This window comes from Nocardioides furvisabuli (genome assembly GCF_021083185.1).
Lineage (GTDB): Bacteria > Actinomycetota > Actinomycetes > Propionibacteriales > Nocardioidaceae > Nocardioides > Nocardioides furvisabuli.
In genome coordinates this window covers 354,274-379,744 of record NZ_JAIGQB010000004.1, presented here as the reverse complement: position 1 = coordinate 379,744, position 25,471 = coordinate 354,274, and the positions used below count along the sequence as shown (strand labels likewise).

The window sequence follows — 25,471 nt, the reverse complement described above, 5'->3', positions numbered from 1 at the left end:
GTGTAGGACCGAGCACGCAGGCTAGCCTCCACTCCGAGGGACGCGGCCCGCGCCCGGGGGCCCCATCGCCTACCAAAGTGAGGCCTCACGGTGCAGTCCAGGGTCGGTGAGATCCACGCGCCGCCGCGTGCCGTACAACCTCGACCGCTCCTCGCGAGTTGCCGCCTCCGCCCAGAATCCTGCCTGCCACATCCAGTCAGGTTGGTCCATATCGAACGCTTCAGGGACGACCAACGCCTGGACGAAGGCGTCGCGGAGCACGGGCCGCGCCCGGCAGAGGAACATCAGTTGGGTGTAGGACACCATCAGTTCGCACAACGCGTTCATGAACCCGATGTGCATTCCGGTCAGCGCCTGGAAGCGCCAGCGAGCGGTTCGGAACCCCTCTTGCCAGTCCTTGTCCTCCACGCGGTCTGGGCAGGTCATCGAGTCGACATAGGCGGCGAACGTCCGGCTGACCGCGTGCGCGGCGAACATGTGGGCGTGCTGAACTGCCCCGACGGCCTCCTCGATGCTGTCGAAGGGCTTCCAGCACACGACCGCATCGTGCAACACGACGGCCAGGGCGGCCATCTCTTCGCCCTCGTCGCTGACGCAGTAACGAACAACTGACTCCCAGCCCTGAACTCCCCACGTGTGGCTGGTCTTGAATGCCTCGTGCGGGAAGGCCGCAGCGAGGGCGGTGAGCCACATGGGGCCGGGAACGATGAGGTCTGGCCATCCGTTCTGTGACTCCATCATGGTGTCGTACTTGCAGTCTTCGGTGAGCCCGTACATGTGTGGTCCCTTTCGGACGGGGAGTGGTAGGCGCCTCGGACGGTTTGCCCGGGCACAGACCTGATCGGCATGACGGAACGTGGGTGTTACCACCGTGGCAACCGACCGGACGACCTAGGTGCGCCAGCATCGGTCGGATGTGGCTCCAGGTTCCAGATCCGGGCGGCCTAATAGCCCGGGCAACCGCCCTCGCACGCCACCCTTCGCGAAGGCATCTGCGGTGCGTACACAGAGGGGCCCGTGCCACCAGTCTTGCGACCCGCATGGCCAGCGCCAGATGAACGGATCAAGGCAGACTCAATAGAGGAGCGCATCTCACGTGCACGCCAAGCCACCAACAGTTCGGCGTGTCATCGGACCACCTGCCATGACCTCGCCTGCCGTGAGACCGCCACGCGGCAATCGGCCCCGGTTCACCGGCGAAAGCGTCAGCGCTGGTCCCCGCCGAGTTGTGCTCAACCGTGGCCGCGTGGCGAGGAGTCGGGATAACGTCCAGACGAAGGCTCGATACGGATTGCGTTCGGCTGAAGCAGAACGCCAGCAGGGGGACACAGTGGGCTATCAACTTCCGATCAGCATCGGCACGACCTTGAAGAAGATCCAGAGTCGCGAACTCGTGCTCCCGGCTATTCAGCGTGAGTTTGTCTGGAAGGATCGGCAGATCGAGACGTTGTTCGACAGCCTTATGCGCGGTTACCCCATTGGCTCTTTCCTGTCGTGGACGGTCGACGCGGAGACGGCCAAGCAGTTCAAGTTCTACGACTTCATGCGCGAGTACCACGAGTGGACCAACCCACACTGCACGGTCCTCGACCTAGCGACCGACAAACCGGTCCGCGCGATCCTCGACGGGCAACAACGCCTGACCGCACTCAACATCGGCCTCCGCGGTTCCTACGCCGACCGCACCCCAGGCGCCTGGCGTCACAAGGCATGGTCCTACCCGGTGCGACGGCTCTACCTCAACGTGCTCAAGCCTGCAGACGAGAACGAAGACGGCCGCATCTACGACTTTCGGCTCCTCTCCGACGCCCAACGTGCCTCATACGACACCGACCCCGAAGTGCACTGGTTCCCCGTGCACCTCGGCTACGAACTGGACATACACGAACTGGTCGGCGAAATCGCCAAACAGGGAGTCGGCACCAGCCCTGAGGCCGGACAGATGGTCGTCAAACTCTGGCAGGCAATCCACTCCGAGGGGACCCTGTACTTCTACGACGAAGAGAACCAGGACGTCGAACGAGTCCTCGACATCTTCATCAGAGTGAACTCCGGCGGCACAACGCTCTCCTACAGCGACCTCCTACTCTCCATCGCCACCGCCCAGTGGACCGACCGCGACGCCCGCCAGGAGATCCACAGCATCGTCGACTCCCTCAACGCCACCGGCGCCGGATTCAACTTCTCCAAGGACGCCGTACTCAAGGCCGGACTGGTTCTCGCCGGTGTCACCGACATCGGCTTCAAGGTCAAGAACTTCAACGCCGCGAACATGACGGCGCTGCAAAAGCAGTGGGATGACATCACCGCCGCGCTCACCACCGCGGTGAACCTGCTCGCCGACTTCGGCCTCTCCGACGCCACCCTGACAGCCGACAGCGTCCTGATTCCCCTCGCCTACTACGTGCACAGCCGTGGCTTGGGCGACTCGTACCGCGATCAACCCAAGCACGCAGCAGACCGCGCCCTCGTACGGTCCTGGACCTTGCGCAGCCTCATCAAGGCAGGAGTGTGGGGTTCGGGCCTCGACTCACTGCTACGAGACCTCCGCGACGTCATCGACAAGCACGGCGCCGACGGGTTCCCGATCAAACAGATCGAATCCAGCATGGCCGCACGAGGCAAGTCCCTCGTCCTCGGCGACGAAGAGGTAGAGGACCTCCTCAACCTGAAATACGGGCGCAACCGCACATTCGCCGTCCTCGCGATCCTCTTCCCGCATGTGAACACCCGCAACGTGCACCACGTAGACCACATCTTCCCCCGCGCCATGCTCCACACCCCCAAACTGAAGGCCCTCGGGTTCGACACGGACGCCATCGCCGCGATGCAGGACCAGCGCGATCGGCTACCCAACCTGCAGTTGCTCGAAGGCCCGGAAAACATCGCCAAATCCGCAACCGACCCCCTCAGTTGGGTAACCAGCAACTACTCCGAAGATGGCCGCAGCGCCCACCTGGAACGACACGCCGTCCCGTGGATGCCCTCCGCAGCCGAGGAGTTCGACGACTTCTTCGATGACCGCAAGAAGGCCTTGGCGGCGCGCATTGCTTCCGTCCTCGGCTCGCCAACCGTGGCGTCGGGAGAGCCACAGCAGCACGCCCAAGCCGAGACGAAGAGCGCCCCCGTCATAGCCGAGTGACCGCATGACACGATGCGCCCGCCACCTCCACCGCGGCTAGCACCGGTCCGTTACGACATTTTCCGATCCCTCAACGCAATCCAGCCGCGAGCCCTACGCTCACGCCGTGCGGGGAACCCGGAGGCTTGCGAAGCGGGTTGCGGTCGCCACCTTGCTGACCATAGGCATCTACGGGGTGAACGGATGCGATGACCCCGAGTCGCCTGTGATGCCCGATGTCACTGGCATGCGACTTGAACGAGCGCTCACGGTCTTGGCCCGGAATGAGATCGAAACTCAGAACAACTACAAAAACGCATACGGCGCGGCAAGGGTCATTGCGACCGACCCAGCGCCAGGACAACCCACTTCCTGGGACAGGGTAGGTCTGACCTTGTCTCGCATCACAGTTACTCGCGTGCGCAACGGTTCTACGCTGGACCTCAGCACCGGCGATCGCGTCCGACTGATCGGCGTATCCACGCCGAAGGATGGCGATTGTGGAGCCGCAGAGGCGAAGAAGTACTTGGTCAGCACCGTCATGAACGCGCCGGTATTGGTCGAGAACCCGACCGAAGTCGAGGATCGCGACGACCACGGGCGCCTGCTGGTCTACATCGGGACCCCGGTCATCAATGACGTGGGGTACCAGTTGATGCGAAGAGGCCTGGCGACACCACCCGACAGTTGGTTTGACCGATACGCCTCCCACCCGTCACGCGCCGTGTACGCCGAGGCATCGAAAGAAGCAAAGAAGTTCACCTGTCGACCAACCCCTGAGCGGTACCCGCCCCCGTCCAAACCGCCGTCAACCCCTGAGCCGTACCCGGTCCCGTCCACACCGGCGCCAACCCCACGATGGGTGTGCTACTACGCGCCGACCTACGACGGCGATTGGCACAACGACGTGCTCTGCAGCAACGGCGTGAACTCCGAGCGCCCTTATCTGCGGGCCTGGGACTCCTTCGTCACCGAAGCAGAAGCAAGGCAATCTGGCCGCGAGTACGAGCGCCAACTCAATGAAGGGTGACCAGGCGGTCGCTGCAACGGACGAAGTGGGCCGATGCGCTGACGTATGCGTGAGAGCAGGCCTACCCTGCGGGGGTGACGAGCGCAGTTGGTGACCTCCTACTCCAGTCGCTTGAAGACGCATTCGGCCACACGGGGACGCCGGGGGATCCGTTTTCAATGCGCCTCGCGTTGGACGAACGCGGAGGCGTCGACACGCTGAACGACCTGCTCCACGACGTCCCGGCGCATTATGAAGAGTGGCGCTCGGACATTGATCTCGGGCGTGCGACCGCGGCCGCCCGGCGTATCGAAGCCGTCAGCGCCAAGGCGGAACGACTGGGTATCGAGCCTGACATTTCGGCACGCGATTGGGCCGAATCCATGGTGTTCCTCGGTGGCTACTTCCGCAGATCGACTACCAGTGACCAGTTGAGTGCAGCGTGGGGCATCGATCTCCCAGACCTCGGGGCTGGTGACCTTACGACGCCCTATGGCGCTGTGAGCCTCCTCGGCATACCGCGCGAGTACTCGGGCCCGGGTTCTCACTTGTGGACGCTGTCCCGGCTGTCGTGGAGCGTGGAAGACCGCAACGTCACTGGGCACAGCGCGTTCGCGTTTACGCAACGCTTGTCGGAGGTGATCCCCAGATGGGATGGGTTGACGACCGCCGTATCGGTGTGTCGCCTCCTGGCGACGGCTGCTGCCCTGGACACCCTGTCCACGCTTGCCCCGCCGGAGGCGCAGCACTTCCTTCACCCGTTGGCACTCATACACACTCCTCAAACCCTCGAAGCCGCCACCGCAGTCCGTCCGGATGAACTGGACGCTGCACTGGCGTGGCTCGACGGCGAAGCGGCCCTGGCGGCCCAGGCACGCGCAGGTGAACCTGCAGGTCCCCGCACGATCGAGTTGCCACCGCCGCGGATGATCAAGGGACACGAAGCCGCGGAGGCATATGCCGCCGAAGTTCTTGCCGCGCTGGGATTCCAGCACGTCGTGCGCACTCCGACAGGAGCCGACGGCGGCATCGACGTCAAGGGTGTTGGAATCGTCGCGCAGGTAAAGATGGAGGCGCTGCCAACGAGCCGCGATCGACTGCAAGCCCTCTTCGGTGTCGCGACCGTCGAACGAAGCGCAGCCGCCTTCTTCTCCCTCGCGGGATACACCTCGCAGGCCCTTGCCTGGGCTGACCGAGCCGAGATTGCTCTGTTCGAGTTTGAGTTCGACGGCAGCCTCTTGGCCGCCAATGCCACTGCCGAGCACTTGATCACCCACGGTGCAGACGTGTAAGAGTGCGAGTTGCCTCGTTGGGCACCCGCCGATAAGCCGCGTTCGCTTTTTGGCGAACCGCCCGAGAAAGTGGGCAGCGCGGAGGCACGGTGTCCCTCCTGGCCCGGCGCTGCTTATTCCGGTGCGAGCCGTCGTGGCGACGCTTCGCAATTGGCGCGGCACCTCATGGTGCATCGGACTGCGTGGAGCCCGGAGTGGGTCCGCGACGACGCCAACTGGGGAGCAACGTGTGGAGCCGCGTCGCATTCTCTGCGTTCGCTAGTGGCTGCGTTTCAACTGTGCAGGTCGACGCTTCGACCTTCCAGAGCGCGGCCGGATGCAGCAGGACGTAGTAGGCGTAGTAGCGGTCGTTCGGGTCGTCGGGGACGAACTGGGGGTTGATGTATTGCGTGTAGATGCCCGAGGCGCGATCGCGCGCCATGTTTTGCATGGCTAGTGCACCTGCATCATGGGCGTCACGAGTTCGGGTGAAGGTTGCGGTTGCCGTACCAACTTCTGTGTCTTGACGCCACGTCCATGAGATGTGGAACGTGAAGCCAGACGGCATCACGCGCACGTCGGTGGCCGAGAAGTCTCCGTAAGGCCATGAGTGGTCCCGTTCGTACTCGGTGTCGAGGAACCACTCATTGGCTGGGGGTCCCGCTTGTGCGCGCTGCACAAGCGCTGATGTCAATGGGCCTGGGCCGCGCTTCTTCAAGGTTTCTTCCCGTAGTTCGTACTGCGCCGCGTTATGGGAGTGATGCTGGGTCGCGGATGCAGTGGCTGAAGCCGAAATGCAGCGAGTGCTGCCGTATCCGGCGCTGTCAGGTTGTCTTGTGGGGGAGCGACCCGGCGTCGATCACGAGTCTTTCTCGGTCGAGTCGGACCCGCCCGCTCATAACGGTTCGGTCGACGGCGTCGTTGACTCGACGGTCGACCAGTGCGCCGGTGCGTGCCCATCCGAAGATTCGGGCCACCTGTTGGACGACTTCGCTGCGGTCGGCGGCGCCGACGTCTCGCACGAGCAGTTCGACGGCGAGGGCGATCTCGTCAAGGTGGATGTGTTCCGCCTTGCGGACGACGAGGTGGCGTCCGGGTGTCCTTACTCGGTCGAGGGTCCGGTTGGCCTGGTCGACGAAGTCGCCCTCGCGGATCACAGGGGCCTGTTGGATGGCGAGGTCGATGTTGCGGCGGATGTTGGCGCCGACGCGGCCGATGTTCCACCATCCTCGGACGCGCTCGTGGATGACCTCGATGTGGACGGGCCCTTCAACCTGGACGAGGGCGGAGATCGGGTCGACCATGTGCAGGTGGTTGCCCGATTCTCCGGGGTCGACCCAGTAGGGCAACTTCTGGTGCCCGGCGAATACGTACTCGGTCGTCCACGAGGGTATCGAGGATGTTTCCGCCTCGACGGTCTCGACCACGGGCCGCTCAATCGTCGGCGCCTTGGTGTGCCGTCCGGTGCGGGGCCGCGAGATGGCCCACTCGATGGCCTCTCGCAGTCGGGCTTCTTCTTGGCTGCGGTTGCGGTACCAGGCGGTGCCCCAGATGCGGTGCAGCGACCAGCCGAGTCCGGCGAGGATCTGGTCGCGTAGACGGTCGCGGTCGCGTGCTGCGGGCGCGGAGTGATACTGGTAGCCGTCGCATTCGATGCCGATGGCGAACATGCCCGGGTGGGCGGGGTGACGGACTCCGATGTCGATTCGGAATCCCGCCGCACCGACCTGGGGTTCGACGGTGAAGCCCCACCCTTGGATGGTCTTGATCACCGACTCTTCGAAGGGTGAGTCGGGTTCCAGGCCGGTGGAGGAGTACGGGATCGCGAGCACGGTGGTGCCGCGCTCGGCGTAGTCGAGGTAGTTGCGCAGGTACTCGACGTTCTCGTTGGACGAGGGCGGGATCTGTCCGGCTGTCATGGACGCGATCACCTCGACCCGTTGGCGGGCTCGGGTGATGCCGACGTTGAGGCGACGCCAGCCGCGGTCCTTGTTCAGCACGCCGAAGTTGGTGGTGATCTTGCCTGCCTCGTCGGGTCCGTATCCGACGCTGAAGATGATCACGTCTCGCTCGTCGCCTTGGACGGACTCCAGGGAGCGGACGAAGAACCCGTCGAGGCGGTCTTCCTTGTCGAAGTAGCGGTCGAGGTCGCGCCGGATCTCGCGTGCTTCGTCGATGGCGTCCACGACGGCGTCCGCTTGTGCGACGGAGAAGGTGACGACGCCGAGGGTGAGGTCGGGCCGGTTGGTGAAGTGGTCGATGACGCGTTCGGCAACCTTGCGTGCCTCGCCTGGGTTGTCCGCCCCGCCCCCGCGGCGGTAGGTGCCGTGGGCGTTGAAGTAGGCCACGCCGACGTCGTCGCCCTCGGAGTGGGATGAGGGGTAGGTGACGAGGTTGCCGTCGTAGAACTTGTAGTTGGAGAACGCGATGAGGTCCTCGTGCCGGGACCGGTAGTGCCACCGCAGCCCGAGGTTGCTGAACGCGCCGCAGGCCTTGGCCAATTCCAGAACGGACTGGAAGTCCTTGACGTCAGTGTCCTCCTCGTCGCTGTCGTCCTCGTTGCGTTCGAAGAACGAGGTGGGCGGCAACTGCTTGTCGTCGCCCGCGAGGATCAGCGCATTGCCGCGATAGATGCAGTTGATCGCATCTCCCGGGGTGACCTGGGATGCCTCGTCGAAGATGACCACGTCGAACGACATCTCGCTGGGCAGGTACTGGCTGACGGCCAGCGGCGACATCATGAATACGGGCTTGATCGAGACCGATGTCGTTCGGGTACGTCCGATGAGGTCGCGGACCGGCAGGTGCTTGCGCTTCTTCATCCCCTCGCGGCGGATGACGCCGGGCTCCCCGATGCTGGTGTTGGCGGGGCGTCGGGTGTTCGCGGCACGGATGATGTCCGCGACTGCGTTGGCGACCAATTGCTGGTCGAGGGAGCGGTACTCGGCCACGAGGGCATCGCGGTCGCTCGCCAGTGCGGGGCGCAGGCGTGCGTCGTTCTGGATCACCGCGTCAGCCCACCCGCGCAGGAGAGAGCGCTCTACGACCCTGGGCACCACCGCGGCATCGACGCGTTGATCGATGCAGAAGTCCACGGCGGTCTCCAGGCCGTGCGTGGCCAGTGCGGCTCGCGCCCGCTGGTAGTCGAACCATTCCTGCTGACCGACGGTGTCCTCGCGGAGGTCGTCGATGAACTCCAGCCCAAGGCGGTAGTCGTCGAACTCTGCAGAGAGTTCCGCCGTCCGGGAAGACGCGAACGCGTCCAGGATCCGGTCGCGCGCAGAGGTCCACTTCTTGAACGCAACGGGCAGGGCTTCGACCGGCTGGGAGTCTGCCAGCGCCTTGACCTGGCCTGAGGTCAGCGGGCCACCCACAAGAGCGCGGAGACCCTCAGCCCAGGCGAGCGCGAGGTCCAGGCCGTGGAGATCGGTGTCCGCGTATGAGAAGTAGGCGTCGAACGCGCCCCGATAGGCCTCTTCGTGCTCGGTCAAAGACGCGTGCGCATTGCGGACACGCTCCGCCAGGGTCAGCAGTTCATCTGCTTGTGCCAGCGTGTGGGTGCGACCCGTGATGGCCTCCACCACCGCTATCCGCGCCGCGGCCTGACGCATGGGTTCGACGTGGGCCTGGTACCACGCCACCGCGTCGGCGATGGTGCCCAGAAGTAGGTCCGGGCGTCCCGACAGGGCTGGAACCGGAGCCAGGCTCGCGCGCCAGTCGGCCAGCGTGGAGCGGGCGCTGGCGACGACGGTCGAGTAGGGGTCGTCCGATGAGGGGCTGCACAGGTAGGTGGCGAGCGCTGGCGGCACCTGACCGTCGAGCAGGTGGACGATCTCTTCGGCTGTGGTCAGCGCCGCGTTGAGGGCCTCAAAGTCGGTGTCACGTTTGCGCCAGTGCACACCCAACGCGGCTGCGTGGTGTGCGGCCGCCGAGTCGTAGGCGCGGGTCGTCTCGCCCCACGTGATGGCCTCCGACAGGCGGCGGATGCCCTCTTTGACGTCGGTGGCGTCCGTGAGGAGTGCCGCGACCGCCTTCTTGTCCGCCCTGTAGTCCCCGGACAACTTCCGCAGACCCTTGTGCAGGTTCGTGAACCGGTCCTGCAGGTCCATCAGCGGCGCCTTGAGCGCCTCACCGGTGAAGACGCTCGTGGCTCGCTCCTCGGCAGCGTTGAGGGCGAGGGTCTGCTCGTGCAGGAGGACCGCGGCGGTGCGGGCGTCCGTCAGCCCTTGGCGGGTCATCCAGGAACGGTCCACCAGCCGCCCCTGTCCGCGGAGGTCAACGAGGCGGATCATCCGGTCCGCGTCGGCCACTGTTGTGACCTCGGGCAGCCCGAGGGAAGTGGCCAGACGGGACAGGGCGCCGACTCGTTCTGACAGAGAGGCAGCCGTGACTTGGAACGCGGATGCGGTCGTCTCCAGTTCGGCGCGCCCGAGGGTCGTCATGTCGACCGGTGACGGATTGAGCGCCAGCGCAGCAGGTGAGGCCGGAAGGTCGCCCGCAGCGGGAAGCGTCGACCATTCGACTCCAGCGCGGTCGCGGACGGCCCGTTCCGCCAGTCGGATGCCCGCTATCTGCTCGCCGAGGCTGCTGCGTGACCTCGTGAGGTTGTCCCAGCCGGTGGTGGTGAGCCACGGTTCGAGCGCCCCTACGGGATGCCCCTCGTGTTGGTGGGCGATGAGGGCGATCAGCATTGCGGTGTCGCTCGGCCTCGTGAGCCCGAAGGCCGCCATCAGGTCGGCGTTCAGTTCAGCCGATCCCTGCAACTGGATCAGGGCCTGCTGGGCCTGGTAGAGCCGGATGTCCAACGAGGACTCATCGGTCGCTTCACGCCAGAGGAACGACGTGCCCTGCGCGGCCGGCCGCCACGCCCGTTGGAGTTGGGCGCTGACCTCCTGCACCCTGATGAAGTCGGCCTGGCTCAGGGCCGCGGGATCGACGTCGGGCTGCGGGGCGGACGGAACGTCGACCAGAACCGCCAGCGCGCCCAGCACCGAATGCAGCGACCGGTTCAACGGTTGGCGGATCTCGTTCATGGCGCCCGCGTAGTCATTCAGTCGCTCGCGTCGATCGCGTACCGCCTCCCGGGAGAGGGCGTCCAGGCCCGCGGGCGGCTGGGTGAGGTTGTCGAGCGATCGGAGGAGTTCGGTTGCGACTTCCTTGCGGCTTGCCTTGTGCGAGTGCAGTTCCAGCAGGTAGTTGCCGAGACCGGCGTCGGTGAGCCGGTTGCGGACCACGTCGAGGGCCGCCATCTTCTCCGACACGAACAGGACCGTCTTCCCAGCATGCAGCAGGGCGCCGATCATGTTCGCGATCGTCTGCGATTTGCCCGTACCGGGCGGACCGTCCATGACGAAAGTGCGTCCCGCCAAGGACGCGGCCACAGCAGCGCGCTGCGAGGAGTCGGCGTCCAGCACCAACGGCGTCAGTTCCGGAGGTGCCACGCGTTCGATGTCAGCCGGATCGATCGGTTCGAACAGGAAGTCGCTGCTCTGCTTCGCCGGGTCCGACGTGGCCAGCGCACGGACGATGGGGTGCGCCAAAATCTGCTCCTCGTTGTCGTGCAGATCCTTGAACATGGCCTCCTTTGCGAAGGAGAAGGTCGACAGGTAGGTGGTGATCTTCAGGTCCCAGTCAGTGAAGTCCTTCGCCTGCGTGAGAGCGGTGCGAACGGCATCCAGCACCTCGGTGACCGTCAGGCCGTCAAGGTCGTCCATGTGCGGCAGATCGATGCCGAAGTCCTTCAGGCGCAGCGCCAGCGCGGGGTTGATCACCGCGTCGTCCTCGCCCTCGGTAAGCCGCGGAACCCCCTTGGGTCCCTCGGGCAGCAGGGACACCGGCACCAGGAGGACCGGGCTGATCATCGCTGTGTCGTCGACGTCTTTCCAGTGCAGCATCCCGAAGGCCAGGTACAGCACGGACAGGCCGCGGTCGAGGAACTCGGTTTGGGCCTTGCGCATCAGGTTGCGAAGCACGGGTCCGAGTTCGGTGTCGGGCCGAGGCGAACGAAGAATCTGGCTGGTGCCCGGCAGCAGCGCCGCAGGCGACCCGTCGCCCAGGTTCAAGTCGCCCCTGAACGCTTGGGGGGTGCCGGATGCCACCCGCGCCAACACCACGTCCGGATCCGGCGAGTCGACCAGGACCGAAGAGGTCTTGGGTGCCGTGAACTTGATCAGCCGATTCGCCTTGGAGAGACCGACCAGTCCGTCACGCCAACTCTTCAGCGCTGCCTGAATCTCGATCTGGTTGCCTGCCTGCCCCACTGCCCATCTCCCCATGTGCCGCGCCCACGGTCTCTGACGTGCCGAAGGGCCGAGTAAAGGATGACCTAGGCGACCATGTCACGTCCTTGGAACCTCAGGGATGGATCCGCCACGGCGACCTAGAGCGACTGGCAGGCTAACTGCACCACGAACCATGCCGGAGAGAACGCGACGCGATGGCCGCCTCGTTGGTCGACCGGTAGTGGTCCGCACATTCAGCCGACCGCGTTCGGAGACTGAGCCCGGCGGCAACCCCTCACGGACCTTCAGTCTCGCCTTCGCGAGGGAGATCGACGAGGCGGACGAGCAGTTGGTCACCCTGCTGGACACACGCCGGGGCTGGAGCCCGACAGCGAAGACCCACTGGTCCGGGCGGTCGCAAACCTGATTGTGACGGTCGTCATCGTCGGACGAAGCCTGACTCGGGTAACCCGTGTCGCGGCGTTTGGAAAATTGGCCGCCCAACTCTGAGCCCGGCCGGGAGCCATCCGCTTTGTCGAGACGGGTACACCCTGCCTGGCCTGTGAGCACCTCGCGGGCCTCAGGCCCCGAAGGCCTTGTTTTCACGATGGTGTCGACCAATCCAAGTGCCTCTCCACCGCGATCTGCGCTCTTCCGCCTATGCATCTTGTGGATGGGCGGATGCAGAGCGGTCCTGCCGTGACTACCGTGCGTGCCATGGCGGACTGGATCACTGTGCGCGAAGCGGCGCAGGTCCTCGGCGTCCACATCTCGGCCGTCCCGAAGATGATCCGCCGCGGTGATCTCACCAAACGGGCCAAGCGGCCCGTCCTCGATCGCGGAGAGGTCATCGCCTACCGCAACGCCCGGCTCGCCGCACAGGAAGCCCTCGCGTCGGAGCGCGAGCGACCGCAGCAGCCGAAGCCACCCGACCTGGAACATGACTGGCTCTCGGCTGATGCGGCCGCGGCTGTAATGGGAGTGACCCGCGTTGCGGTGAATGCACGCGCTCGGCGCGGGCGAGTGCCGAGCGTCCTGTCGGGAGGTCGCCGGTGGTATCGCCGTGACCATCTCGAACTCGTGATGCGGGCGCAGGCGGCGAAACGTAACCGCGTGCCGTGAGCCACCGGGATTGAGTGATCCGAGGGCCGGTTTCCAGCCTCGCGTCCAACCCACCGGGCCGTCCCGGTACGCCTGCTAATCGCGCCCGCGGCCCGGCAGTCCAGCGTGGGTCGTGAAGCGCTGCCCGACAACTGCATGCGGTCGCGAACATCGATCAGGACGTGCGATTCGGGGTGCACCATGGTGGGAGGAGCACGCGGACTCCGAGAGCCCGGAAGCGGTCGGGTTCGCCCCTAATGGCGAGCCAGTTGAGACGGGTGAACTGCAGAGTGTTCTCGGTGTCGCCGTGACGTTTGCCGAGCGCAAAGGCGACGACCGCAAGCCCGGTGCAGGGAAACATCGCCACGCCGGAAACGCCGAAGTCCTCGATGATCACCAGCGCGTACCAATCCACGTCGGCGATGCGGCGCACCAGGTGCTCGTTGACCCAGCCGCCACCGGAGGTGTTGGCCAGGTATCTCACCTGAACCTTCGCGCCGTCGCGCAGCGCCACGTCCCAACCCGTCTGCACCCGGCTCGGGGCCAACGTGCAATCGGTGAGGGCGGCCACGAACTGTTCGGCGAACTCCGAGAGCGGGTCACGGTTCGAGGCAGGCAGGTCCAGCGTGCGCAGCAGGTTCAGCCGCGCCTCGGGTAGACCGCCAAGGCCGTGACCAGTTCCTCCACCCGTGTCACCACTCCACGGTACGCCGCCACTCGGGCGATCGGCGGTGCACGATGGGCTCGTGGAAGGCACCGCACGTACCACCTGGGAGCGCCTGGCCGAATGCGTCCAGACGTTGCCCCAACCCTTCACAGCCGCTGAGATCGTCTCGTGGTTCGACCGCCATTACCCAGGCAGCAACCCGAGAACCATCCGCACGCATGTCCGCGGCGCCTGCTGGAACGTCGAGAACCGCGAACAGTTCACGCCCAAGACGCCGTTCCTCACCAAGATCGCACACGGCACCTTCCGACGCGCGACCGAGGCCGAGGTCGCGGCGTACACGTCCGGGGTGTCGACACAAACCCAGGCTGAATCTTCGCCAACGCATCGGGCGCCAGCACCTCCGACCTCGAACCACGTGGCCGACTGGCATACCGAGGCCCACGCCCAGGACCTGCTGGTCAAGCATCTGCGTGCCACGGGATGGACTATCACCCGCACCGCCAATACCGCGACCAAGGAACCCGGCATCGACGTCGTCGCCGAACGCGACCGGGTGCGGCTCGGCGTCGAGGTCAAGGGTTACCCCACTCGGGGGACGTACGCAGATCCTCGCCGAGCCGGTGAAGTCAAGAAGACCAATCCTGCAACGCAGGCCCGGCACTGGTACTCCCAGGCCGTACTCGCTGCGATGCGGTTACGAACCCATCAACCCACCTGGCACTCGGTCATCGCTCTTCCCGACTTTCCGACCTACCGGCGGCTATGGGTGGACACCCGCTCCTCGCTCGAAGCCGCGGACATCCAGGTGTGGTTCATCCGCGAAGACGGAGCCGTGGAGGAGACACCGTGACCCCCCCGACCACGATGGCCCGCACGGCTCGTGCGAAGACTCCGTTGAGCAAGCGGCACTTGGCGCGACTGTCAAAGATCGCGGCCGAGGACCACGAGACCCTCTACGCCCGTCGCCCCGCCTACCGCGGGCGCCTCATCGCCGTCACCCTTGCCCAAGGAGCAGCCTTGCACTATCTCGACCGGAAGAATGGAGTGAAGGACCTGGACGTCTGGTCGTTCTTCGCCCTACCGCCCGGTGAGAGCCGGTTCCCCGAAGACAAACGGACCAAGCACGTCGACTTCGGCCCCTCCGACCTCGGCCGCCAGCGATACGACCTCACTCAAGCCCCCACCCCGCGCAAGCGCGCCCAATGGGTGAGATGGACCGACGAGCACCAGGGGCGGCGTGTCGACCTGATGATGCGCGGCTTGGGTTGCGAGCCCGGCGCCGATCCCGCCGACGCCATCCGACAATGGCTGCTTCAGGGCAAACCAACCTCCTCGCCAGGCCTGCTTCGCCGCCAAGCCGTCATCCTCATCGACCCCGCCGATCGACGCGGCGAAGTCGTCTGGCGACCCGACGACGTGCACTCGATCGGCTGATCGCCCCCAGCATCACCTCATCAAGCGGCCTTCCGGAGGTCACCGATGTGGTGCGCCTGAGAAGACCTCGCCGCGATCTCACACCCGACCCGGCGAAAAGCCGATCGCTGACACCTCTCCTGCGACCGGACATTGCTCGGGTTCCACCTTGGCAGCAGCGGCACGTGGCGTCCCTTAACGTTCACCAACCCCGGTTGCGCCAGGGATCTCGCCCATCTCTGGGGGTGCGGCGGAGGTTGGCTGGGCGTACTATCGGACGTGTTCCCGTTCTTTGCGGGTGGCCTCTCCACGCGGTGGAGGGGCCGTTCGTCATTTCGAGGGAAATGCATACAGGTCGTCAAGCCCTGAGGGGGTCAGCCCATGCCCAGGTCACTCGATGAATTGATCCCGCTCGCCCGGTGGATCCGGGGCAGCCTCGACGTGCACTTCCGCAGCGGGCACGTCGCCCACCTGGACATGTCGCTGGAAAGTGCGCAGGCCCTGCGGCTACAGATCCAGAAACAGCGAGGTGCGGACGCCATCGGCGGGTTGGAGGCCCATGAGGGTTGGCTCGCGCTGAAAGGAGAAGAGGTGGTGTTGACGGAGTGGACACCTGCTCCCGACTACGGGTGGCCGGAGGCTGCGCCCGAGGAGCGGGCCGGGTTGAAGGCGGCCGGGATGCGGCACGGGGTCCTGCATGCGTTGGCGCTGCTGTGGGCCGATGACCCACCGCGGAAGCCAGACCGCGAAGTGGCCTACTCGGTCAACGCCATCGCCACCCTGTACCGACTCGCAGCCGATGGCATGGTCAACCGGGAGGAATGGGACCGAGCCGCGAGGCGGTGCGAAGGCGAAGCGGGTGCACGGATGCTGGCGCACCTCACAAGCGCGCTCGACGACACCACGGAACCGGAGGACGCGGGAGGCAGCACCACGGCACCCGAACCCGCTGGGGCGCGGGAGCCCGACTGGGGGGATGGACCAGCCGCTCAGCAAGGTCCCACGGACGTCGCCACGGACCTTGCTACGGGCGGTGCCCCGGCGACCTCAGAGTCGTCCGATGCGGTCCCGGATGACCTCCGCGCCGAGAGCACCGACGGTCCCTCGGCCGACCCGGCCGTCGGTGACGTGTCGCCTGCTGCCGCCGAGGAGCAGGACGACGACCAGGGTGAAGGCCAGGGCGCCAACGCCGCGGATGACGGCGAGGAGCAGAAGCGGTCAGATGAACCACCGCGTCTATAGGAAGCCAGCCATCATTCCAGTCCCGTCCGAAGGACCGCCGCAGATCCGGTGGTTCCTGGACATCGACGGAACGATCAGCCCCTACGGCCTCAGCCTTCCGTGGGACGACGCCACCTTGTACGGACCCCGGCCGAATTCCGATCTCGCCGTGCCCTACCGACGCGAGGTAGCGGACGGGATCCAGCGCATCAGCCAGCGCGAGGGCGTAGAAGTGGTCTGGCTAACCACCTGGAGCCACGACGAGGTCAAAGCCTGGACTGAAGCCGGACTCGGCCCCTTCCGCCTCATCCGCAAACGCAAAGCCGGTCGCGACAGATGGTGGAAGGCCCAAGCCGTCAAGGAATGGCTGCACAAGCATCCGCACGGACGAGCCATCTGGACCGATGACGACATCTCCACGGGAGGACTCCGAGGCCTCGACCGGACACGTCTGTTGGCCATTGCGCCGGACCCAGCGGTCGGACTGCGGACCAGGGACCTCGCGAAGATCGAACGATGGATTGCCGCGCTAGGGTCGCGCCCTACTGGTTGACATCGTGCTGTGAACTCGGCGCGTCCAAGATCCGGTCGCCGCCCGCTGGGCAATGCGGAGGGAACTACGGCACGATCTCGGCGAAGTGGCTCCAGTCGGTGACTCCCATCTCCAGCGGCGCTGAGAACAGGCGAAGCGAACCAGGGGTTGACGACTGTGGCCCGAGTCGGATTGACAGGCGGTTCGGTCCGAAGTTCTATGTGCCGTCTGAGAGCCCCGCCCGGCGTCGTGCGGCACGCTCAAGCCGGCGGGCCGAGAGGCTGCTCGATCTTCTTGGCCCACTCGCGGAGGCTTCCTCCGGCGAAGTGTCGCCACGCTCCCACCCCGAACACGAGGAGACGGGTGCATGGGGGTGCTCGGATGCTGTCCGGTCCCCGTGACTTTCGCGGAGGTGCTAGATCTGGGTGCGAGCCCTGAACGTTAGCGAGGCTCCGTGGACGTAGACGGCTCGCCATCCGGTGACCTGGACTCGGACCTGGAAGGTGGTAGCGCTGGTGCGTACGCCGTTCTTGGCGAGGGAGCCGCGGTACTTGTCGAGGCTTGTGTAACTCGTGCGCGCTCCCCAGCGGAGGTTGGTGGCATCGGCGGGGATCTTGAACGTGTAGGTGGAGCGCGCGTAGGCGCCTCCCCAGCAGTCGAGCAGTGTGCCTTCGTCTTCGTACTCCACGCGGCAGTTGCCGCCCGTGGTCTCCCGTCCACCCAGTTCGTCCTTGCGGATCGTCTGCTTGCGGACGACCTTCTTGGTGACGACCTGCACGCGAGCACTCTGCGAGAGGATTGCTCCGTCTGCCACGGCCGTAACGGTCGCGCGGTATCGGCCGGGTTCGACGGGCCTGCCGGAGGTGGTCTGACCCTTCCACGCTATCCGGTACTGCCCGGCACCGTGCGCCCACACGGACTTTGTGTAGTAGATCCTCCCGTCAGGATCGGCGACGGTCAGAGTGGCGTCGGCCTTGCGGTTGACGGAGAACACGAACTCGGTCTCATCGAGGTACTTGTCCCGAACAAGCGGGTAGAACTCGGCCTTCGTGACGGTGACGGCACTGAGAGCCAGTGGCGGCGAGACGACCGTGAACGTGGAGGTGGTCTTATAGGGGCTCTCGGAGCCGTAGATGTCGATCTGACACGTGGCACCACCCAGGTCCTCACCGCTGTTTACTTCCAGCGGGTCGATGGGGATGGTCTGTCGCCCAGCGGAGTAGGGCACGCGGCCACCGTTGGACCAGATGTATCTGCTGTCGCACGTTACGAAGATCGAGTACGAGCCGGGAGTTGCGAAGTCGAGGACCAGCGGTCCGCTGGAGCCGCCGACCAGACTGGCGCCCGGAGCCGGGGTGATCAGTACCGGGAAGGCTGCGGACGCTGGCGGCGCCGTACTGACCGCGAGCAGGGTGCTAAAGACTGTGGTGATGGTCGCGCCAACAATGGTGCGCAGTCGCATACGCGAATCCCCCGACTCGGTTCGTTCAGTACCGGAGAGCGCAGAGCGTCCCTCGCGGATCGGCTCGTTAATCGTGCCTTACAGAGGCTGGCTACGTGACGTGTTCGGTCGAACCCGGAGTGCCGCGTGGGCGGCGGCGCCTCTCAGACTCCCAACACCCCCTCGCGACCCGGATTCGGGCCGGGAGGGGGTGTTTCACAGACTCTCGTCTGCTCGCCTCCGGATTTCATTCCGTAGCCTCTGGCACGCGACCCGGGCTACGGATCAAAGTCTTCCGTGCAGGTCAGCGGTGTGGTTCCGGGAACGACTTGGCAGTTTCCCGGCGGCACCGCTGCAGCCCGGGCACCGCCCTTACACGTACGAAGGCACCGACACCGACACTGGCCCAGCGGATCCCGCCACGATTGGCTAGCGCTGAGGGTTGGTGACGTGAATGGCGAAGTTGCGCTCTTTGTTGACGGAGAAGGTGAGACCGAGCCGCGCCCACATGTCGAACAGTTCCCTCTCGACGGTGTCTGCGATGGCTACGTCGCCGAGAGCGAACTCTTCGGGGGTGCCGAGGGTCTTGTGCTCGTCGAGGGCGGACATCACAGCGGACCATGCGGGGGCGATGTAGAGAGTTGCGCCCCTGTGGCTGCCGTTGTCGCCGTCGAGCGGACCGTCTGCCCTGGCTGCGTCGGCAACGGCTTGAGCGTGAGCCAGCAGTGTGAAGGTCTGGTCGGTTTGGGAGGCGATAGCGCGCCACATGTCATCGAGTCCGACCCGGCCGTAGCGGTAGTCCATGACGAGGTCTGGCCAGCCCGGGGCGATGTGGGTGTCGAGTAGGTCAGTGAACTGCTGGTTGTACCCGTCACCAAAGACGTGCCCGGCGTGGAGTTGTTCTGTGCCACCGCCGGGGGTCGTGATCGTCCCGAAGTGCCCAAGCATGACGCTGGCGAACTGATCGGCGCGGTACTCGTCGGTGATGGTGCAGGCGATGCTGCGGGCGATCTCGTTTGGTGTGCGGGATGGGTAGATGACGCCTTCGAGTGTTCCGGATTGGTGGCGGCGCCGGTTGAGCATCGGGTGGAACAGTTCGTGAGCGATCAAGAAGATGGTGTGGGCGACTGCCTCACCGTCGGCCGCGAGCAGAGTGCGGTTCATGACGATGGCGATGTCGGAGAAGTCGTCGGCGCGTGGAACGTTCTTGGCGACTGTTTCGCCGCCCAGTCGTTCGGTTGTGAAGGTGTCCGGGGCTTCGCCGTCGCGGCGGGCCTCGTCGAGCGCGTCTTGAGTTGCACCGATGAAGTCGTCGGCGAAGATCAAGTCGACGTGAATGTCTGGGATTCCGTAGTGGTCGGCAACGACGGCGGTGATCTGGTGCACGGCGTTCGCGAGTTCACCCAGACCGGAGTCGCGGGTGTCCGCTGGATGGTCGGTGACGGTTAGCGTGTACGTCATCGGGGTCCTAGGTTGACCGGCGCCGGGCGGTGGCCGAGTCGTGGCCTGTTCATCGTCTGGCGGACAACGCTGTCGAGGACGTGCGCGTCGCTCACGGCTCGCCGAGGGGGTCGCCCACGAGACCGTCTTTGGCGAACTTGAAGAGTTCATCGGAAGCCCATGCCATGCCGTAGGGCATTACTTCGTGCTCGGGTGAGGAGACGTAGGTACTGAGACTGTGGATGACGTCGCGGGTGACGACCTCGCGGGCCACCTCAGCGGCTGATGTGCCGACCGGGCAGACAGGCCGGGGGGTGATGCCAAAGGGCTGCGGGAGTTGGTGCTCATCGAATCCCATGGCGGTGGCGTACCAAGCGCCGTGGAGTTGGGTGATGTTCAGGCCGAAGAGTGGGTTGGTCCAGGCCCATATCCACGGAATCCCCGGTGGCCATTGGTTGACCCTCGGGTTGAGCCACTCCCGCAGGACGGCAATCTCGTGAGCGACAGCGAAGAACTCGAAGTGTTCACGCGCGTCCGGCACGATCGGCAACACATAGCGGTCCCGCTTCCGAAATAGCCCCATGCTTGGTGAGCGTAGATCCTTGGCGCGTCGAGTTGAGTCTGAACGCCGCGTCAGGTCGAACGATCGGTACACCGATGGCCGCTGCCGGTCGGCGTGTCGAGAGTTGCCGAGCGGCTTTGGCTGACGGGTCCGTGGAGGGGACTGGGGTCAGGTCGGTGGACCTAGTTGCGCTCGGCGATCTTCCGCTCGACCGCTTTAGCGAAAGAAAGGGGCTGGGTGGCGCCTGGCGTGGGGCAATGGATGGTGGTGAATCGGCCGGTGTCAGCGTCGAATTGCAGGCTCGCGTAGATGCTTTGTTTACCGGAGCGGGAAGCGAACTCAACGTGTGCGTAGAAGCCGGTGGCGGAGGCATCCCTTACGTTGTACATGTTGGCTGCAACGTCCTGGACGTGCCGGAGAAATCTGTTGGAGTCAGTGGTCCCACGCGGCCCGCCTTGGCAGTCAATGATGGCGGTTGGAGCCTAGTTCGTGGCTTCTGCGCGTGCTACTCAATCGGGCGAGCCGTATTAAAGGCTTCGCACGCGGCGGGTTCACCGGGTCCCGGTACGCGGTGTGGAGCCCAGCAGACGTCAGCGGTACGAACGCCAACCCGTCGCGGGTCGAGAAGCCCGTCATCGTGTATTAACCTGCCCCGCCGAGAGTGTGCCCCGCGCTCCCGAGGCCACCGGGGGCGTGTCCTTCGACTCGTCGACCTTGCTAAGGGTGATGTGAATGAGGTGTCGGCCCATCTCTGGTTGTGATGAGTCGCCCCAGTGGTGGCCGTGGTCCAACGCTGTGTGCGGGAAGTCGGACCCAATAAGCCCCTGGAATCTTGAAGTGCGCGCGGTAGGGCCGTGGCTGCCCGTACTCGTCGGGCACGAACATGTCGGTCTCGCCGTGGTGCACCACACGGAGCGCCACGATTAGCGTCGCTTGCCCGTCCCGGGCAGTCCCCCAGAGACGGTACGGACAGAGCGCCGGGTAGGTGGTCGGCAGATGTCGCAACGGGTCGTGCGGTCGTCGGCTCGGTGGAATGCTGAGCGACACAGTGTGCAGGTCGCGTTGAGTGGTCTGTCGGGCGCCTTTTTGGCGCTTCCCCTGCAACGCAGGAAAGTCGACGAGGGACGCACGCGGCGCTGTCATGCGCGCGATGCGTTCCTCATGGAACTCGATGACCTCGCGCATGCGCTTGGCGGCGATGGAGTCCTTGGCCTTCGCAACAATGGCGATGAGGTCTCGAAGGAGTGCCTGGGCCTGGTCGCGCTCTCCACGGTGGATATGCGCGTTGAGTTGCTCGTTGACCTCAACGAAGCGCTTACGAGCGCCCTTCCTGCCCATCCCGCCCCCATGGTGTGACTTGTTCAATCCGACCGTATGCGGTGGCTGCCCTTCTCCGCAGGCTGATCTTGGCAGGACTCGACTCGTCGGGTTCGAACGCGGGTACTGTCGAGGCACGTGTGAACCTAGGGGGCGCTCGGTGTCGTCACTGCTGCGGTACGGACGCGAAGTCACAACGGTGTTCGACCTGCTCGGACGCGGCGAGGTTGACCTGACAGCGGCCCTTGGATGGGCGCTCACCGTGTCGCCCGCACTCCGTGGTGGCCTCTGGCGACATCTAGGAATGCCAGGTGACTCCGACGCGGTCAACCTGTCACTGGAGACTGCTGACGAGGCCGGTAGGACCGATCTCGAACTCCGGCTTCAGGACGGCGACACGCAAGCACTCGTCGTGCTGGAAGCGAAGAAGGGCTGGCTGCAGCCGGGCGAGGAGCAACTGACTCGTTACGCCTGCCGCTTTCTGGGCGTTAAACAGGGGCTGCTCGTGTCGCTGTCGGACTCATCGCAGGAGTGGGCTGCCCGCGAACTACCCGAGAGCGTCGGCGAGGTGCCTGTCCGCCACCTTCCCTGGGACGAGGTGCGATCCCTCCTGAGAGACGCAACGGCCGCAACCCGGGCCCCGGCAGAGCGCCTATGGCTGGCACAACTACGTGACTACCTCAAGGAGGCAACCGCCGTGCGTGCCTACGACTCGCAATGGGTGTACGTCGTGTCACTCAACGCCAACCAGTTCGGCCGACACACGTTCCTCGACTGGGTGCGCGAGGAGAGGATCTACTTCCATCCGTTCGGCAAGGCGTGGCCCAAGCGCCCGCCAGTTCTGATGGGGTTCCGCTGGCACGGTCGGCTCCAGCAGGTCAACCGGGTGACGGGAGCGACAGTCCTTCCCGCGTTGCAGGAGCGCTGGCCCGAGATCCCTCACGAGGCAGAACCAACCAGGCCGTACGTACCGCACGCCGTGTACGACCTTGGGCCTGATCTCACTGTCCCGAACATCCCCAGCGGGGACATCTACCGTGCCCGACGCGCATGGGTGCTGCTGGACCAACTTCTCAGTCAGCCCTCGATCCGGGAGGCCGAGGTGGCAAGCAAGGAAGTCCAAGACGCTGCTCTCGACTAGTGCGAGCATGGCGAAGTGGCTTACGAACCGCTGTCGGGCTGGGTTCAGGTGACCCGTGTCGTCGCGACCGGCAAGGTGAAGTCGCAGCGCTTGCACCGCGACAGAGACTGTGCCGAGGCCGCTGTTCGCAAGGCCCTATCGAAGAACGGCACCGGCAGTCTGCCGGTCGAGAGTTACCTGTCGGATTGGATGACCTACGGTCAGGCACGGCGATTGAAGCCCCTGTCGGTGTGCCAGTGCTCGGGCGGCGGCCACCGGAAGCACTACATCGCTGCGTCAGACCGGCGGCCAGGTGAGGTCCAAGCCGGGTCGCAGGGAACCGGGCGCCGACGCTGACGCCATTGGTGGCCGAGCCGGTGTTGCATCTTGCTCGGGCCACCGTCACGAGCGAATGGGTGCGCAGTCGTGCGGTGTCGGAGCCGCGACCTACGGACACTCCATGGAGCGGAGCGAGAGCGACGAGTGGGTTCCGGCGGTGGTCGATGCCCTCCGGCCGCGCCTCCACGCGCACAGGCGAAGATGTGCCATCGCCTACGTCTCGCTGCGGTGCCTCCCGAGGAAGCGGCTGAGTGGCTCACGGCCGACGTGCTGACACGGCTGTGGACGTCACAGACGTGGCCCGAGCCGGTTGTGTCAGGCGGCGTTCTTCAGAGGTTTGAGGTCGTCGCCGAGCGACACGTGACGGCCCTCGCGGCGAGTCGACTGACGACATCGCCGTTCCACTGCGGAGTGCTCCCGGTGCAACTACGTTTACGCCGGTGTTCACATCGATGCGTCGTCTCGGCGCCACCCTTGCTGCCGCTGTCATGATTGTGCCCCTCGCGGGTTGCTCGGGAGGCGACCCCATCTCCATGCCAGACGTCGTCGGCAAGAGCCTCGACGTCGCCAAGAGTGATGTCGAGCGGGCTGGATTCGATGACGACGTTGAGGTAGTCGGCGGCGGAATGTTCGGGATCGTCGTCGAGTCGAATTGGTCGGTGTGCAGCCAGGAGCCCGCGAGCGGCGAGCCCATCGCCGGGGCCCCGCGACTCACGGTCGACCGGTCCTGCGCTGACCAGGATGACGAGGATGGGCAGGGGCAGGCCGAGTCTCCGTCCGAAACGGCTGCGCCGGAACCAGAGGAAGAGCCCGCCGTGGTCATTACGGACATCAGCGTTGACAAGTTGCTCGACAAACTGAACTCGGCCGGTATGGGCGGGATCAAGGTCGGCGACCAGTTCAGGCTGACTGCAGAACTGTTCGAGTCGGATGCGTGGGGCGTCGGCGCGTCTGGAGACTTCTCCGTGTTCTTGAAGGCAAAGGGCGGAAAAGACGATCTGCTGGTTTTCGTCGAGGAAGCAGATACGAAGAAGTGGACGAATGGCACGTCCGTAGAGATGGTCGTAGAGATGGTCGAGGTGACGATCGACGGCGAGACCACCGACGGCTGGTTGAAGGCGCAGACGGTGAAGACCTTGTCCGGCGGAACGACAGACAAGGCAAAGCAGGCGGCTGCCGAGAGGACTTTGGTGAAGGACTTGGCGATGTACGCCGACATCATGAACACCAGCCTCGGCAGAACGGTGATCGATTCGATCAATCCGTCCGCGGACGGTGTGACGGTGCTGCTGAACCCGAGCATGGCTGGCGTCACGGTGATGCAGGCTCAAACGCTCATCACCCAGTGGAACCAGAACATCGTCGACGCTCTCGCGGAGGCCGGACGCGGCAGTAGCGACGGGAGTGTCAAGTACTTCCTCGGCGGGCAACTTGTTGCCCAGAACAAGGAGATCCTCGACCCTTGGTCGGTCGACTTCAAGGGCGTACTCGACCAGTGACAACGCGCTGACCGATGTCTGTTGCGCTCCACCAGGCGAGCGCCGAGCGCGTGAGGGCCGGGCGAACGGGGTGTATCGAATCGGCTCGGGTCAGCAACGACTTCCCCGCAGTTTCCGGCGCGTTGGTTCCGCCAAAGCCGCCCTGCAGGTCCCGAGCCCCACGGCGTTGAGCATGACAGCACATCCGTTACTCGGACATCGCGCGTTTGATGGAAGGCTGTCGCGAGCGATGGCGCCCGGGCGGTGCTAGAAGTCAGCGCCGTATGGGTTGAGGCCACGCATGAACGGCGCGAGGTCCTGAGCGCTCGGCTCAACCTCGGGTGGCATTCGCACAGGCTGTCTAAAGGGCGATCGCTGCGCCGTGTATCGGGCCACCCAGCGGCGCCATTCAACAGCCGACGCCGCGGCCTCGGGCTGGCTCATTGTTGCGATGTGGTCGTCGAGGGCCTGCAAGAACTCATCCAGTCGTCGAGCATCTTCCCAGCGCTCCACCTGATCACGCAGGACCGCGGCGAGGCGGTGCTCGCGAAACTCGACCACGGCTTGCGCTCGAACCTCCTCCCATCGACGCCGCTTCACCTCAGCCTCTTTGCGGCGACGATCCTCCCAATACTCCTTCGTAGCGGCGGCCTCCTCCGCCAGAGCCATCACGCGGTCGAGGCGATCTTCAAGGAGCCACGCCATGGTTCCGTCCTTGCGCGGTTTTGGTTCGACCACATCCCTGTGACCGATCACGGCGCGCAGTCGACCGGACGGACGGACATCCCACTCCGGTGGCCTGCGCCACGAAGCCGCCTTCTGGGCGGCAAGTTCTGCCTGGGTAGGCACGTGGCGCGTACGCGTCGTTGGCTCGCGCAGGTCGAGAGTCTCGGCATGACCCCGGATGCAGATCCGTAGATGGCCGTCATGCTCCGTCACCTGATACCCGCGACGTTCAGCCTCCTTGGCCAGCGTGTCGAGAATCCGTGCGGCACGTGAGCGCAGCGGTCTGGAAAGCGCGGTCAGCGCGTAAGGGTGCGCGCGGATGGCCGTGATCGCGGCGTGGGGGCGGCTCGACATGCGAGACGGAACCCGGACAGCGCGGCTGGAGCCCACCAGCGCTGATCCTGAAGGAACGGTGATCGTTTGAGCGGCTGTCGCGCACTCGTTTGGTCCGCCCGCACTTGGCGTCCGCGGCGTTGGAGGAGCGGTGAC

The 25,471-nt window shown here is 65.3% G+C and carries 21 protein-coding genes and 1 pseudogene; 13 read left to right on the top strand and 9 right to left on the bottom strand.

The features are described 5' to 3' along the window. Positions 1 to 69 precede the first annotated feature (69 nt). Positions 70 to 777 carry a hypothetical protein gene (locus K4G59_RS10955; protein ID WP_231251047.1) on the bottom strand — a complete coding sequence of 236 codons (708 nt, stop codon included), beginning with the start codon at positions 775 to 777 and terminating at the stop codon, positions 70 to 72. A gap of 553 nt (positions 778 to 1,330) precedes the next feature. On the opposite strand from K4G59_RS10955, the gene K4G59_RS10950 reads away from it, so the two are divergent. The 4 genes and pseudogenes from K4G59_RS10950 (at position 1,331) to K4G59_RS20500 (ending at position 5,422) form a co-directional block, all read left to right on the top strand. After that, positions 1,331 to 3,142, top strand: a complete 1,812-nt coding sequence (locus K4G59_RS10950) for a DUF262 domain-containing protein (RefSeq protein WP_231251045.1) — start codon at positions 1,331 to 1,333, stop codon at positions 3,140 to 3,142. A 208-nt stretch (positions 3,143 to 3,350) separates the two neighbouring features. After that, positions 3,351 to 3,488 (top strand): annotated as a pseudogene (locus K4G59_RS20660) (PASTA domain-containing protein); the annotation flags it as partial. Positions 3,489 to 3,539: 51 nt separating this feature from the next. After that, positions 3,540 to 4,151 (top strand): thermonuclease family protein, encoded by a 612-nt coding sequence (locus tag K4G59_RS10945; RefSeq protein WP_231251043.1) that lies wholly within the window; start codon positions 3,540 to 3,542, stop codon positions 4,149 to 4,151. 74 nt (positions 4,152 to 4,225) lie between these two features. Beyond that, the gene (locus K4G59_RS20500) at positions 4,226 to 5,422 is read left to right on the top strand and encodes a restriction endonuclease (protein ID WP_231251042.1); all 1,197 of its coding nucleotides are present in this window, start codon (positions 4,226 to 4,228) and stop codon (positions 5,420 to 5,422) included. A 163-nt stretch (positions 5,423 to 5,585) separates the two neighbouring features. Here the strand turns inward: K4G59_RS20500 and K4G59_RS10935 are convergent, their stop codons facing one another. After that, on the bottom strand, positions 5,586 to 6,119 hold the full coding sequence (locus K4G59_RS10935; protein WP_231251040.1) for a hypothetical protein: 534 nt from the start codon (positions 6,117 to 6,119) through the stop codon (positions 5,586 to 5,588). Positions 6,120 to 6,225: 106 nt separating this feature from the next. Then, positions 6,226 to 11,661, bottom strand: coding sequence for a DUF3320 domain-containing protein (locus tag K4G59_RS10930; RefSeq protein ID WP_231251038.1), 5,436 nt, complete (start codon positions 11,659 to 11,661; stop codon positions 6,226 to 6,228). A 678-nt stretch (positions 11,662 to 12,339) separates the two neighbouring features. Between K4G59_RS10930 and K4G59_RS10925 the strand changes: the two genes are divergently transcribed. Further along, on the top strand, positions 12,340 to 12,744 hold the full coding sequence (locus K4G59_RS10925) for a hypothetical protein (protein ID WP_231251036.1): 405 nt from the start codon (positions 12,340 to 12,342) through the stop codon (positions 12,742 to 12,744). Positions 12,745 to 12,898: 154 nt separating this feature from the next. On the opposite strand, the gene K4G59_RS10920 is transcribed toward K4G59_RS10925, so the two are convergent. Further along, on the bottom strand, positions 12,899 to 13,480 hold the full coding sequence (locus K4G59_RS10920; RefSeq protein ID WP_231251035.1) for a hypothetical protein: 582 nt from the start codon (positions 13,478 to 13,480) through the stop codon (positions 12,899 to 12,901). Between K4G59_RS10920 and K4G59_RS10915 the strand changes: the two genes are divergently transcribed. The 4 genes from K4G59_RS10915 to K4G59_RS10900 all read left to right on the top strand — a co-directional run bounded on the left by K4G59_RS10915 (position 13,470) and on the right by K4G59_RS10900 (position 16,580). After that, positions 13,470 to 14,243, top strand: coding sequence for a DUF7669 domain-containing protein (locus tag K4G59_RS10915; RefSeq protein WP_231251033.1), 774 nt, complete (start codon positions 13,470 to 13,472; stop codon positions 14,241 to 14,243). The two genes, K4G59_RS10920 and K4G59_RS10915, sit on opposite strands and share 11 nt — an antisense overlap. Then, positions 14,240 to 14,827: a hypothetical protein gene (locus K4G59_RS10910; protein WP_231251031.1), complete on the top strand. Its 588-nt coding sequence runs from the start codon at positions 14,240 to 14,242 to the stop codon at positions 14,825 to 14,827. The genes K4G59_RS10915 and K4G59_RS10910 overlap by 4 nt, the downstream gene beginning before the upstream one ends. 360 nt (positions 14,828 to 15,187) lie before the next feature. Beyond that, entirely contained in the window at positions 15,188 to 16,048 is an 861-nt protein-coding gene (locus tag K4G59_RS10905; protein WP_231251030.1) for a hypothetical protein, read from the top strand. Further along, positions 16,029 to 16,580: an HAD domain-containing protein gene (locus K4G59_RS10900; RefSeq protein WP_231251028.1), complete on the top strand. Its 552-nt coding sequence runs from the start codon at positions 16,029 to 16,031 to the stop codon at positions 16,578 to 16,580. Before K4G59_RS10905 ends, K4G59_RS10900 begins: the two co-directional genes overlap by 20 nt. 394 nt (positions 16,581 to 16,974) lie before the next feature. Here K4G59_RS10900 and K4G59_RS10895 read toward each other — a convergent pair whose 3' ends face one another. The 4 genes from K4G59_RS10895 to K4G59_RS10880 form a co-directional block, all read right to left on the bottom strand. After that, on the bottom strand, positions 16,975 to 18,021 hold the full coding sequence (locus K4G59_RS10895) for a FlgD immunoglobulin-like domain containing protein (RefSeq protein WP_231251026.1): 1,047 nt from the start codon (positions 18,019 to 18,021) through the stop codon (positions 16,975 to 16,977). A 408-nt stretch (positions 18,022 to 18,429) separates the two neighbouring features. Continuing rightward, complete coding sequence (locus tag K4G59_RS10890; RefSeq protein WP_231251025.1) at positions 18,430 to 19,461, bottom strand: hypothetical protein; 1,032 nt, start codon at positions 19,459 to 19,461, stop codon at positions 18,430 to 18,432. A gap of 91 nt (positions 19,462 to 19,552) precedes the next feature. After that, positions 19,553 to 20,023 carry a hypothetical protein gene (locus K4G59_RS10885; protein WP_231251024.1) on the bottom strand — a complete coding sequence of 157 codons (471 nt, stop codon included), beginning with the start codon at positions 20,021 to 20,023 and terminating at the stop codon, positions 19,553 to 19,555. A gap of 161 nt (positions 20,024 to 20,184) precedes the next feature. Further along, complete coding sequence (locus tag K4G59_RS10880) at positions 20,185 to 20,391, bottom strand: hypothetical protein (RefSeq protein WP_231251022.1); 207 nt, start codon at positions 20,389 to 20,391, stop codon at positions 20,185 to 20,187. Positions 20,392 to 21,052: 661 nt separating this feature from the next. Here K4G59_RS10880 and K4G59_RS10875 point away from each other — a divergent pair. From K4G59_RS10875 to K4G59_RS10860, 4 genes are all read left to right on the top strand, one after another. Then, positions 21,053 to 21,358 carry a hypothetical protein gene (locus K4G59_RS10875; RefSeq protein ID WP_231251021.1) on the top strand — a complete coding sequence of 102 codons (306 nt, stop codon included), beginning with the start codon at positions 21,053 to 21,055 and terminating at the stop codon, positions 21,356 to 21,358. Between the two features lie 121 nt (positions 21,359 to 21,479). After that, positions 21,480 to 22,460 (top strand): hypothetical protein, encoded by a 981-nt coding sequence (locus tag K4G59_RS10870; RefSeq protein WP_231251020.1) that lies wholly within the window; start codon positions 21,480 to 21,482, stop codon positions 22,458 to 22,460. A gap of 15 nt (positions 22,461 to 22,475) precedes the next feature. Then, positions 22,476 to 22,796, top strand: coding sequence for a hypothetical protein (locus tag K4G59_RS10865; RefSeq protein WP_231251018.1), 321 nt, complete (start codon positions 22,476 to 22,478; stop codon positions 22,794 to 22,796). Positions 22,797 to 23,218: 422 nt separating this feature from the next. Beyond that, entirely contained in the window at positions 23,219 to 24,277 is a 1,059-nt protein-coding gene (locus K4G59_RS10860) for a PASTA domain-containing protein (protein ID WP_231251016.1), read from the top strand. 246 nt (positions 24,278 to 24,523) lie between these two features. Here K4G59_RS10860 and K4G59_RS10855 read toward each other — a convergent pair whose 3' ends face one another. Next, entirely contained in the window at positions 24,524 to 25,336 is an 813-nt protein-coding gene (locus K4G59_RS10855; protein WP_231251015.1) for a hypothetical protein, read from the bottom strand. Positions 25,337 to 25,471: the final 135 nt, after the last annotated feature.